This window comes from Solirhodobacter sp. (genome assembly GCF_964715405.1).
In genome coordinates this window covers 176121-186714 of sequence record NZ_CBAICG010000001.1, presented here as the reverse complement: position 1 = coordinate 186714, position 10594 = coordinate 176121, and the positions used below count along the sequence as shown (strand labels likewise).

Here is a 10594-nt window from a genome sequence, read left to right as displayed (position 1 = left end):
TGCGCGGCGTATTTCGGTCGGTGAGCAGGGCTTGAAGCTGCTCACGCTCAACGGGGCCAAGGTATAGGCAGATTCCATCGCGTCTCATGCCGCGAGAATAGCACACCAGAACGACAACGGGAACCATCCGTCAGGTGGAGAACACTAGTGTAGCCGCGATTGATCACCGATAGTGTCGGAAAGCTGCATCGAATCAACTATCGGGCGAATTTCATGACCATTGAAGAAGTTAAGGCGTGTCTGCAAGCTGGCGGTTTTCAAGTTACCGCCGAAGAACGGTTGCCGAATGGAACCGGAACGAAGATCAGCGTCGCGAACGGTGCTATCGTCAACATCTATGACACCGGGAAAGTTGTCGTCCAAGGCAAGAACCAAGACCCGGTTAAAGAATGCCTTGGCGTTCAACCTGCCGCCGTAGCCTCGCAGCGCCCGCAGCAAACGGCAACGTCAAGCCTATGCTCAGTAAAGTGTTTGTCGTTTACGGTCACGACGCTGCCGCTCGCACCGACCTTGAAGCGATGCTTCGTCGTTGGCGGCTTGAACCGCTAACTCTCGACCAACTTCCAAACGAAGGGCAGACCATCATCGAAAAGCTGGAAAAAGCTATCGGTGAAGCAGAGTTTGCAATCGTATTGGCGACGCCTGACGACGAAGGGCACCGCGCAGGCCACGAAGACGAAAAGGCGTTTCGCGCCCGTCAAAACGTGGTGCTTGAACTTGGAATGATGCTTGCTCTCTTGGGCCGCAAGAACGTCGCAATCTTGATGAAGCAACAAGACACGATGGAAAAACCTTCTGATATTCAGGGGCTTATATACATTCCCTTCAAGGACAGCTTGCAGAAGGACGCGGGCGCGCTTCTGGCGAAAGAAATGGCTGCCCAAGGCTATCCAATTTCGGTCCAAAATCTCTAAAGAAGACCCCGAAACCTTGCGGCAACGAGGGGCAGGCAGCTTCCATAGTGGCCCTGTGGAAGATCGTTAGAAAACGGCTGCGGGGATGCCCACAAGGGGCGCGTTGGGGTCGATACCCGCAGCGGTGCAGGCTCGGCGCATGTTGGCCCCTTCGGCGACCCGCAGCACGGCTACAGCGGGGAAATCGGGCTGCCCTTGCCCCCCTCACTCCATCTGCGGCGCCGACGCATCCTTCAACTCCACCTCGACGAAGCTCATCGGCGCCTTGCCGTCGTTGACGACGTTGTGCTCCACCCCCTCCATCCGGCGGTAGGCGGTGCCGGCGGGCACGAGGACGGTGCGCGAGGTGCCGCCGGGTTCTTCCAGCAGCATCGGGCAGTCGGTGATCGCGGTGATGACGTAGTCGTGGCCGTGGCGGTGCCAGCCGGTTTCGGCGCCGGGGGCGAAGTCGAAGCGGGTGACGCGCACGCGGTCGTCGTCGATCATCATGGTGGCGGTGCAGGCGGGGCGCATCGGGGCCTCCTTCGTGAAATGGGCCGGGGTTTCCCCCGGCCCCGATCTCAATCGAGCGATTTCAGCACATCGGCCAGTGTGCCGATCAGCGTGTCGATCTCGGCTTTCGAGATGATCAGCGGCGGGCTCATCGCGATGATGTCGCCGGTGGTGCGGATCAGGATGCCCTTGTCGTAGGCTTTGAGGAAGGCCGAGAAGGCGCGCTTGGTCGGCTCGCCCGCGATCCCCTCAAGCTCCACCGCGCCGATCAGCCCCTCGTTGCGGATGTCGATCACATGCGGCAGGCCCTTGAGCGCATGCAGCGCCTCCTGCCAGTAGGGCGCCATCTCGGCGGCGCGCTCGAACAGACCCTCTTCCTTGTAGGTTTCCAGCGTCGCGATTCCGGCGGCCGAGGCGATCGGGTTGCCGGAGTAGGTGTAGCCGTGGAACAGCTCGATCATGTGCTCGGGCCCGTTCATGAAGGCGTCGTGCACGTCGGCGGTGGTCAGCACCGCGCCCATCGGGATCACGCCGTTGGTCAGGCCCTTGGCGGTGGTCATCATGTCGGGCAGCACGTTGTAATGCTGCGCCGCGAAGGCCGAGCCGAGGCGGCCGAAGCCGGTGATGACCTCGTCGAAGATCAGCAGGATGCCGTGCTTGCGGGTGATCGCGCGCAGCTTTTCCAGATAGCCCTTCGGCGGCACCAGAACCCCGGTCGAGCCCGCGACCGGCTCCACGATCACCGCCGCGATGGTTTCCGCGCCGTGCAGCGCGACGATGCGTTCCAACTCGTCGGCGAGGTTGCCGCCATGTTCCGGCTGGCCCTTGGAGTAGCTGTTCAGCGCGGGCAGGTGGGTGTGGGGCATGTGATCGACGCCGGTCAGCAGCGAGCCGAACACCTTGCGGTTGTTCACGATGCCGCCGACCGAGATGCCGCCGAAGTTGACGCCGTGATAGCCGCGCTCGCGCCCGATCAGCCGGGTCCGCGCGCCCTCGCCGCGCGCCCGGTGATAGGCGATGGCCAGCTTCAGCGCGGTTTCCACCGACTCGGAGCCCGAGTTGGTGTAGAACACATGCTCCATCCCCTTCGGCGCGATCTCGATGATGCGGTTCGCCAGTTCGAAGGCGCCCGGGTGGCCCATCTGGAAGGCGGGCGCGTAGTCCAGTTCGGCCGCCTGTCTGGCGATCGCCTCGGTGATTTTCGGGCGGCAATGGCCCGCGTTGCAGCACCAAAGGCCCGCCGTGCCGTCGAGCACCTGACGCCCGTCGGAGGTGGCATAGTGCATGTCCTTGGCGCCCACGAACATCCGCGGCGCCTTCTTGAACTGGCGGTTCGCGGTGAAGGGCATCCAGAACGCGTTCAGATCGTTCGGAACGGTGTTGCGGTCGAGCGCCATCGGCTCTGTCTCCCAAAGCCGCGACCCGAATTGGGACAGTCGGCAGATGAATGATTGTTTGACCAAATGGTCAATGACAGGCTAGCAGAGGTATGCGCCCAGTCAAGGCGAAGCCCGCGCCCATTGCAAGCGGGATCGTGGGGGCGAAGGAGAACGGCATGACCGCACCGCGCACGCGCACGCGCATTCAGGTGAAGAACTCGGAAGCCATCCTCGAAGCGGCGCTCGACGTGTTTTCGCAATACGGATATCGCGGCGCCACGCTGGACCAGATCGCCGAGGTGGCGGGGCTGTCGAAGCCGAATCTGCTGTATTACTTCGCGTCGAAAGAGGCGATCCACGTCACGCTCTTGTCGGGGTTGATGGACACCTGGCTCGATCCGCTGCGCGCGCTGCACCATGACGGCGAGCCGGTCGAGGAAATCCTCGATTACGTCCGCCGCAAGCTGGAGATGAGCCGCCTTTATCCGCGCGAAAGCCGCCTGTTCGCGAACGAGATCCTGCAAGGCGCGCCGCGCATCCTCGACCAGATCGAGGGCGAGCTGAAGGCGCTGGTGGATGACAAGGCGGCACTGATGCGCACCTGGATCGCCGAAGGGCGGCTGGCGCCGCTGGACCCCTATCACCTGCTGTTCTCGATCTGGGCGACGACGCAGCATTACGCCGACTTCGACATCCAGGTGCACCGCGTGCTGGGCCAGGAGGGCGACGCGCCCTATGCCGAGGCGGAACGGTTCCTGACCCAGCTTTACCGCGCGGCGCTGACCCCGGCCGTTAACCCGGCGGTAACGCGGGGCGCGTAGCGTCGGAGTCGGGTGCGGGCGTGGCCTTTCGGGGATCATGATGGATATCGCGGGACTTTCCGCCGTTTCGGTGGTGTGGCCGGTGTCAGCGACGGCACGCAGCACGACCACCGACACGGCCACCGGCTCGACCGGAAACGACAGCACGGGGCTCGCGGATCGCGGGCGTCCGGGCGACAATCCGACGCGCGCAACGGCACGGCCGGTCGACCCCGATCTGCCCACCGGCCCGCCGCCGACCTTCAGCACCACGCCGCTGGAGCTTGAGGGGGACTGGCAAGTCCTGCTCGCCCGGATCAGCGCGGCGGGCTATGCGCAGATGCAGGCGATGGCCCCGCCGTCCGATTCAGCCCAGGGCGGCGGCGGCGCGCCGGGAGGCGCGCCGGTTGCGGCCAAACCCGCCGACATCGCACGCCCGCCACAGGTTCGGACGGCATCCCCGGCAAGCGTCACGCCGCCGTCCGGAGCGCCCCAAACCCCGGTTTCCGCCAAGGCCGCGCCGTCGGCACCGGCCGGGGCTGGCGGACGCTGACCTACTCCGCCGCCCTGGCCGAGGGGTTGTTCGGGTGCGTCGTCCAGTTGGCGTAGTCGCCCACCGTGCGTCCGGTGCGCGGGTCCACCGCGCCCTTGGCCAGCGTCACCATCGTGATGCAGTCCTCGACCGGGCAGACATTGACGCACAGGTTGCAGGCGACGCATTCGTCGTCTTTCACCTGAAACACCCGGCCCGGCAGCATCGCGATGGCCTGGTGGCTGGTATCCTCGCAGGCGGCAAAGCAGCGGCCGCATTTGATGCAGGCGTCGGGGTCGATATGCGCCTTGGTGACGTGGTTGAGGTTCAGGTATTGCCAGTCGGTGGTGTTGGGCACCGCGCGCCCCACCACCGAAGCCACGGAAGGGTGGCCCTTGGCATCCATCCAGTCCGACAGGCCCGAGATCATCTCCTGCACGATCTTGAAGCCGTAGGTCATCGCCGCGGTGCAGACCTGCACATTGCCTGCGCCCAGCGCCAGAAACTCCGCCGCGTCGCGCCAGGTGGTGACGCCGCCAATGCCGCTGATCGGCAGGCCGCGGGTGGCCGCGTTGCGCGCGATCTCGGCCACCATGTTCAGCGCGATCGGCTTTACCGCCGGGCCGCAATAGCCGCCGTGGGTGCCCTTGCCGTCAATCGTCGGCTCCGGCGCGAAAAGATCCAGATCGACCCCGGTGATCGAGTTGATCGTATTGATCAGCGACACCGCATCCGCCCCGCCGCGCTTGGCCGCCTCGGCCGGGTGCAGGATGTTGGTGATGTTTGGCGTCAGCTTCACGATCACCGGCATCCGGGTGTTCTGCTTGCACCAGCGGGTGACCATCTCGATGTATTCCGGCACCTGCCCCACCGCCGATCCCATGCCGCGTTCCGCCATGCCGTGCGGGCAGCCGAAGTTCAGCTCCACCCCGTCGGCGCCGGTCTCCTCGACCAGCGGCAGGATCGCCTTCCACGCGCTTTCCTCGCAGGGCACCATCAGCGACACTACCAGCGCGCGGTCGGGCCAGTCGCGTTTCACCGCCTTGATCTCGCGCAGGTTCACCTCCAGCGGGCGGTCGGTGATCAGTTCGATGTTGTTCAGCCCCAGCAGGCGCCGGTCCGCGCCCCAGATCGCGCCGTAACGCGGGCCGTTGACGTTGACCACCGGCGGCCCGGCCTCGCCCAGCGTCTTCCAGACCACGCCACCCCAGCCCGCCTCATAGGCGCGACGCACGTTGTATTCCTTGTCGGTCGGCGGTGCCGAGGCGAGCCAGAACGGGTTGGGGGATTTGATCCCGACGAATTCGGATGCAAGGTTTGCCATCGGTTCAACTCCTTGGGGCGGGGTTCACCCCGCCGCGCCCATCAGGCTTGCGTGAATGTCCATCGCCGCGTCGCGGCCCTGCGCGACGGCGGTCACCGTCAGGTCGTCGCCGCCGGTGGCGCAGTCGCCCCCGGCCCAGACGCCCGTGACGCTGGCGCGCCCCGGCCCCTCCACCGCGATCTTGCCGTGCTCGATCTTCAGCCCGCCCGGAACGCCCGCAAGGGACTGGCCGATCGCCTTGAAGACCTGATCGGCCTTCAGCCGGAAGGTTTCGGCGGTCAGCATCAGCCCCTCCGGGCCTTCCGAGGTATAGGCGAACTCCACCCCCTCGACGGTATCGGTGCCCAAGACCCGCAGCGGCGCCGCGCCGGTGATGATCCGCACGCCCTTCGATGCCGCCAGTTCACGCTCGTAGTCCGAGGCGCTCATCTTTTCGGGCCCGCGGCGGTAGACGATGGTGACATGCTCGGCGCCCAGCAGCTTGGACTGCACCGCCGCATCGACCGCGGTCATGCCGCCGCCGATCACCACCACCTCGCGGCCCACCGGCAGCGCCGCAAGGTCGCGCAACTGGCGCAGTTCGGCGATGAAATCCACCGCGTCGCGCACATGGGCGCGTTCCTCGCCCTCGGTGCGCAGGGCGTTGACCCCGGCCAGACCGATGCCGAGGAACACCGCATCATAAGCGCCCTGCAACGCCTCTAGCGACAGTTCGCGCCCCAGCCGTTGGCCGGTTTCCACCGTGATGCCGCCGATGCGCAGCAGCCAGTCGACCTCGGCCTGCGCGAAGCCGCCGGTCGCCTTGTAGGCGGCGATGCCGAATTCGTTCAGCCCGCCCGCCTTGGCGCGCCCCTCAAAAAGCGTCACGTCATGGCCCAGCATCGCCAGCCGATGCGCCGCCGACAGCCCCGCAGGCCCGGCGCCGACCACCGCCACGCGCTTGCCGGTGGCGGTGGCGCGGGTGAACGGGTGGCCGCCCTTCGCCATCAACGTGTCGGTGGCGAAGCGTTGCAGCCGCCCGATCTCGACCGGCTTGCCCTCGGCCACCTCGCGCACGCAGACCTCTTCGCACAGCGTCTCGGTCGGGCAGACGCGGGCGCACATGCCGCCAAGGATGTTCTGGCCCAGAATCGTCTTCGCCGCCGCATCCGGCGTGCCGGTCGCGATCTGGCGGATGAACAGCGGGATGTCGATCGTGGTCGGGCAGGCGGCCATGCAGGGCGCATCGAAGCAGAAGTAGCAGCGGTCCGCCGCGACCTGCGCCTCGTGCCGGTCCAACGGAGGCGCGATGTCGGAAAAGTTGTCGGCATAGGCCGAGGGCGGCAGACGCCCCGGCACCACGCCGGGCGTCAACATGCTGTTGGACAAGGGGCACCTTTCCGGTTGGGTGTCATTTTGTCTCACGCTGCCACAGGGTTCGTTTTTTATCAAATGGTAAATTTTGAGCGGCGCCGAGCCGGAGGCATCGCTTGGGAACATGCCCGCAAATCGGGCAGGGCGCCGAAAAACGACAGTTCAGTTAGCGGCAACAGGGCGCTTTTCACCCTCGCACCTCTGGCGTATAAGCGGCCAATCTCAGGCCAAGGCCTGCACAAGACGGGCAGCAAAGACCGATCGGGGACGGCATGACCAAAGAACCGCACGAAAGCGACGTGGCCTTCATTCAGGCGCTCGCTGAACTCCTGCACAAGAACGACCTGACCGAACTGACGGTGAAACGCGAATACGGCGAGAACGACAGCCTGAACGTGCGCGTCTCGCGTCAGACCCAGATGGTGGCGATGGCGGGGCCGATGCAGATGGCCGCCGCTCCGGCCGCGGCCGCGCCTGCCGCTGCTGCGGCTCCGGCGGCGATGGAAGACCCGGCGCAGCATCCGGGCGCCGTGACCTCGCCGATGGTGGGCACCGTCTACATGTCGGCCGAACCCGGAGCCACGCCGTTTGTGACGATCGGCGCACAGGTGACCGAGGGCCAGACCGTCCTCATCATCGAGGCGATGAAGACGATGAACCACATCCCCGCCCCGCGCGCGGGCACGGTGAAGCGCATTCTGGTGGAGGACGGCAGCCCCGTCGAATACGGCGCGCCGCTGATGATCATCGAATAAGGGGCCCCCGATGTTCGAGAAGATCCTGATCGCCAACCGCGGCGAAATCGCGCTCCGCGTCGTCCGGGCCTGCCGCGAGATGGGCATCAAGTCGGTGGCGGTCCATTCGACCGCCGACTCCGACGCGATGCACGTCCGCATGGCCGACGAATCGGTCTGCATCGGACCGAACTCCTCGGCCGACAGTTATCTGTCGATCCCGGCCATCGTCTCGGCCTGCGAGATCACGGGCGCGCAGGCGATCCACCCCGGCTATGGCTTCCTGTCGGAAAACGCCGCCTTCGTGCAGGTGCTGGAAGACCACGAGATCACCTTCATCGGCCCGACGGCGGCACATATCCGCATCATGGGCGACAAGATCACCGCGAAGGAAACCGCCAAGGCGCTGGGGATTCCGGTGGTGCCGGGCTCGGCGGGCGGCGTGCCCGACGTGGCGACGGCGCTGACGACGGCCGAGACGATCGGCTACCCGGTCATCATCAAGGCGACGGCCGGTGGCGGCGGCCGCGGCATGAAGGTGGCGCAGAACGCGGGCGAGCTCGAGGTGGCCTTCCGCACCGCGCGCAGCGAGGCCAAGGCCGCTTTCGGCAACGACGAAGTCTACATGGAGAAATACCTTCAGACCCCGCGCCACATCGAGATTCAGGTGTTCGGCGACGGCAAGGGGAACGCCGTCCACTTGGGCGAACGCGACTGTTCCTTGCAGCGCCGCCACCAGAAGGTGTTCGAGGAAGCCCCCGGCCCGGTCATCACCCCCGAACAGCGCGCCCGCATCGGCAAGATCTGCGCCGACGCGGTGGCGAAGATCGGCTACAGCGGCGCAGGAACGATCGAGTTCCTGTTCGAGAATGGCGAGTTCTTCTTCATCGAGATGAACACCCGCCTGCAAGTCGAACATCCGGTGACCGAGGCAATCTTTGGCGTCGACCTCGTGCGCGAACAGATCCGCGTCGCGGCCGGGCTGCCGATGTCCTTCACGCAGGACGATCTCGTCATCAACGGCCACGCCATCGAAGTGCGCATCAACGCCGAAAAGCTGCCCGAGTTCGCCCCCCGCCCCGGCAAGGTGAAAGTGTTCCATGCCCCCGGCGGCCTGGGCGTGCGGATGGATTCCGCGCTTTACGGCGGCTATACGATCCCGCCCTACTACGACAGCCTGATCGGCAAGCTGATCGTCCACGGCCGCGACCGGCCCGAGGCGCTGGCGCGGTTGAACCGGGCCCTAGGCGAGTTGATCATCGACGGGGTGGAGACGACGATCCCGCTGTTCCACCAGTTGCTGGCCGACCCGGACATTCAGGCCGGCAATTACAACATCCACTGGCTGGAAAAGTGGCTGGCCCGGACCTACGGCTGAAGCGGGCGCGGGCTCGCTTCGCGGTCGCGGCGTCATGGCCCCGGATCTGACCCCCGAGATTCTGCTGAGCGCCTATGCGGCGGGCATCTTCCCGATGGCCGAAAGCCGCGAGGATGCCCGCATCCACTGGATCGACCCGCGGCGGCGCGGCGTGCTTCGCTTGGACAAGTTCCACATTTCCCGCTCGTTGACCCGCCGCATCCTGTCGGGGACTTTCACAATCACCACAGATCGCGATTTCGCGGGGGTGCTCGACGGCTGCGCCGACCGGCCCGAGACCTGGATCAACGACGAGATCCGGGCGCTGTATCTGGGGCTGCACCGGATCGGCCACGCCCATTCGCTGGAGGTCTGGCAGGGCGCCGATCTGGTTGGCGGGGTCTATGGCGTGACGCTGGGCGCGGCCTTCTTCGGCGAAAGCATGTTCTCGCGCCGCACCGACGCCTCGAAGGTGGCGCTGGCCTATCTGGTATGCCGCCTGCGCGTGGGCGGCTTCCGGCTTTTTGACACGCAATTCCTGACGCCGCACCTCGCCTCGCTCGGCGCGGTCGAGATCAGCCGGGGGGAGTATCGCCGCCAGTTGGCCGCTGCCCTGACAGGGCAGGCCGACTTCGACCGGCAGGGCGCCATTCCGGCGCCTCAGGGCATTGTGCAGTGCAGCACCCAGACGTCATAGCGCGCCGAATCGAGCGGGTTCAGCGCGGGGCTCGACGCGATCATCCAGCCCTCGAAGATCGGATCGGTGACCAGACTGTCGCGGATGGTCAGGTAAGCATAGGCATTGCTGGCCGGATCGCTGATCGGATAGCGGCAGTCGCCCAGCGTCACGGAAATGCGGCCCTGGGTCTGACTTTCGCTGCGCTTCAGCGTCAGGTCGACGGTCTCGCCGGAGATCTTGTCGAGCCAGCGCACCACGGCGCCGGGCGCCTCGGCGACCTGATCGGTGGTGGTGGTGGTCCCGCCCGGCATGGTGGAAGGCGCGGGCGCGGGCGCGGCGGGTGTCGGCGGCGGGGCCTGGTCCAGCGGGGCGGGCGGGGCGGGAGCCGTATTATCCTGCGGTTTCAAAGCATTGAGCGGCTGCATCTGGATAACGCTGTTGTCGATCGCGGTCCCTGCGGTCTGGGCCCCGGCGGCCCCGGCGGCACAGCAGACCAGCGCCAGCATAAGCGGCCGGGTCATGGCGAAGGGGTGCCGGTCGTCTCACCGGCTGCCCCTGCGGCGGCGGCCGGTTTCGGGGTGCCGCCCTGCCCCGAGACGAATTTCATCAGAAGCGAGATCAAGCTGACCGAGCCCTGGGTATCCTCGATGCGGTCACCGGGCTTGAGGTTGTCGAGCGAACCGCCCGGCACGATCTCGACATAGTTGCCGCCCAGCAGACCTTCTTGCGAGATCAGGATGGCGCTGTCGTCGGGCAGCGCGATGCCCTTTTTCACGTCGATGGTGGCATCGGCGAAATAGGTCTTGGGGTTGAGGTCCAGCCCGGTGATGGTGCCGACCTTGACCCCCGCCAGCTTCACGTCGGTGCCGACGCTGATCCCCTCGACCGAGCGGAACGAGGCGATCAGCGGGTAGCTGCCGCCGGTGCGTTTGGCGTAACCCGTTGCCTGCGCAGCGAAAAGGACAAATCCCGCCGCTGCCGCGAGCACCAGGCCGCCCACGATGACTTCTGCCGCATTCTCGGCCATGTT

General features: G+C 66.1%; 13 protein-coding genes. 7 read left to right on the top strand and 6 right to left on the bottom strand.

Features of this window, described 5'->3' with window-relative positions; genetic code table 11:
• Positions 1-213: 213 nt before the first annotated feature.
• Both AC11WY_RS00890 and AC11WY_RS00885 read left to right on the top strand, forming a co-directional pair.
• Complete coding sequence (locus AC11WY_RS00890; protein WP_482921535.1) at positions 214-549, top strand: DUF302 domain-containing protein; 336 nt, start codon at positions 214-216, stop codon at positions 547-549.
• Positions 468-914: a TIR domain-containing protein gene (locus AC11WY_RS00885; RefSeq protein ID WP_482921533.1), complete on the top strand. Its 447-nt coding sequence runs from the start codon at positions 468-470 to the stop codon at positions 912-914. The genes AC11WY_RS00890 and AC11WY_RS00885 overlap by 82 nt, the downstream gene beginning before the upstream one ends.
• Before the next feature lie 204 nt (positions 915-1118).
• On the opposite strand, the gene AC11WY_RS00880 is transcribed toward AC11WY_RS00885, so the two are convergent.
• Positions 1119-1427: a cupin domain-containing protein gene (locus AC11WY_RS00880; RefSeq protein WP_482921531.1), complete on the bottom strand. Its 309-nt coding sequence runs from the start codon at positions 1425-1427 to the stop codon at positions 1119-1121.
• Between the two features lie 47 nt (positions 1428-1474).
• Complete coding sequence (gene aptA, locus AC11WY_RS00875; protein ID WP_482921529.1) at positions 1475-2803, bottom strand: omega-aminotransferase AptA; 1329 nt, start codon at positions 2801-2803, stop codon at positions 1475-1477.
• Positions 2804-2961: 158 nt separating this feature from the next.
• Between aptA and AC11WY_RS00870 the strand changes: the two genes are divergently transcribed.
• Together AC11WY_RS00870 and AC11WY_RS00865 are read left to right on the top strand one after the other, a co-directional pair.
• On the top strand, positions 2962-3606 hold the full coding sequence (locus AC11WY_RS00870; protein WP_482921527.1) for a TetR family transcriptional regulator C-terminal domain-containing protein: 645 nt from the start codon (positions 2962-2964) through the stop codon (positions 3604-3606).
• A 40-nt stretch (positions 3607-3646) separates the two neighbouring features.
• Positions 3647-4138: a hypothetical protein gene (locus AC11WY_RS00865; RefSeq protein ID WP_482921525.1), complete on the top strand. Its 492-nt coding sequence runs from the start codon at positions 3647-3649 to the stop codon at positions 4136-4138.
• A gap of 1 nt (position 4139) precedes the next feature.
• Here AC11WY_RS00865 and preA read toward each other — a convergent pair whose 3' ends face one another.
• Positions 4140-5441 (bottom strand): NAD-dependent dihydropyrimidine dehydrogenase subunit PreA, encoded by a 1302-nt coding sequence (gene preA / locus AC11WY_RS00860; protein WP_482921523.1) that lies wholly within the window; start codon positions 5439-5441, stop codon positions 4140-4142.
• A gap of 24 nt (positions 5442-5465) precedes the next feature.
• The gene (locus tag AC11WY_RS00855) at positions 5466-6797 is read right to left on the bottom strand and encodes an NAD(P)-dependent oxidoreductase (protein ID WP_482921545.1); all 1332 of its coding nucleotides are present in this window, start codon (positions 6795-6797) and stop codon (positions 5466-5468) included.
• A 269-nt stretch (positions 6798-7066) separates the two neighbouring features.
• Here AC11WY_RS00855 and accB point away from each other — a divergent pair, with 269 nt between their 5' ends.
• Genes accB through aat form a run of 3 tightly spaced genes read left to right on the top strand, consistent with a single transcriptional unit; the run spans position 7067 to position 9582 of the window.
• On the top strand, positions 7067-7549 hold the full coding sequence (gene accB, locus AC11WY_RS00850; protein WP_482921521.1) for an acetyl-CoA carboxylase biotin carboxyl carrier protein: 483 nt from the start codon (positions 7067-7069) through the stop codon (positions 7547-7549).
• Between the two features lie 10 nt (positions 7550-7559).
• On the top strand, positions 7560-8906 hold the full coding sequence (accC, locus tag AC11WY_RS00845; protein WP_482921519.1) for an acetyl-CoA carboxylase biotin carboxylase subunit: 1347 nt from the start codon (positions 7560-7562) through the stop codon (positions 8904-8906).
• Between the two features lie 34 nt (positions 8907-8940).
• Positions 8941-9582: a leucyl/phenylalanyl-tRNA--protein transferase gene (gene aat, locus AC11WY_RS00840; RefSeq protein ID WP_482921517.1), complete on the top strand. Its 642-nt coding sequence runs from the start codon at positions 8941-8943 to the stop codon at positions 9580-9582.
• Here aat and AC11WY_RS00835 read toward each other — a convergent pair.
• A complete protein-coding gene (locus AC11WY_RS00835; protein ID WP_482921516.1) occupies positions 9546-10085 on the bottom strand; it encodes a DUF2155 domain-containing protein in 540 nt (179 codons plus the stop codon). The genes aat and AC11WY_RS00835 overlap by 37 nt on opposite strands.
• Positions 10082-10591 carry an outer membrane lipid asymmetry maintenance protein MlaD gene (gene mlaD, locus AC11WY_RS00830; RefSeq protein WP_482921515.1) on the bottom strand — a complete coding sequence of 170 codons (510 nt, stop codon included), beginning with the start codon at positions 10589-10591 and terminating at the stop codon, positions 10082-10084. Before mlaD ends, AC11WY_RS00835 begins: the two co-directional genes overlap by 4 nt.
• Positions 10592-10594: the final 3 nt, after the last annotated feature.

Bases quoted from the DNA above. Each gene is read 5' to 3' on its own strand.
- preA (WP_482921523.1), bottom strand. From the start codon at position 5,441: ATGGCAAACCTTGCATCCGAATTCGTCGGGATCAAATCCCCCAACCCG.
- AC11WY_RS00865 (WP_482921525.1), top strand. From the start codon at position 3,647: ATGGATATCGCGGGACTTTCCGCCGTTTCGGTGGTGTGGCCGGTGTCA.
- AC11WY_RS00870 (WP_482921527.1), top strand. From the start codon at position 2,962: ATGACCGCACCGCGCACGCGCACGCGCATTCAGGTGAAGAACTCGGAA.
- AC11WY_RS00880 (WP_482921531.1), bottom strand. From the start codon at position 1,427: ATGCGCCCCGCCTGCACCGCCACCATGATGATCGACGACGACCGCGTG.
- AC11WY_RS00835 (WP_482921516.1), bottom strand. From the start codon at position 10,085: ATGACCCGGCCGCTTATGCTGGCGCTGGTCTGCTGTGCCGCCGGGGCC.
- accC (WP_482921519.1), top strand. From the start codon at position 7,560: ATGTTCGAGAAGATCCTGATCGCCAACCGCGGCGAAATCGCGCTCCGC.
- AC11WY_RS00890 (WP_482921535.1), top strand. From the start codon at position 214: ATGACCATTGAAGAAGTTAAGGCGTGTCTGCAAGCTGGCGGTTTTCAA.
- accB (WP_482921521.1), top strand. From the start codon at position 7,067: ATGACCAAAGAACCGCACGAAAGCGACGTGGCCTTCATTCAGGCGCTC.
- AC11WY_RS00855 (WP_482921545.1), bottom strand. From the start codon at position 6,797: ATGTTGACGCCCGGCGTGGTGCCGGGGCGTCTGCCGCCCTCGGCCTAT.
- aat (WP_482921517.1), top strand. From the start codon at position 8,941: ATGGCCCCGGATCTGACCCCCGAGATTCTGCTGAGCGCCTATGCGGCG.
- mlaD (WP_482921515.1), bottom strand. From the start codon at position 10,591: ATGGCCGAGAATGCGGCAGAAGTCATCGTGGGCGGCCTGGTGCTCGCG.
- aptA (WP_482921529.1), bottom strand. From the start codon at position 2,803: ATGGCGCTCGACCGCAACACCGTTCCGAACGATCTGAACGCGTTCTGG.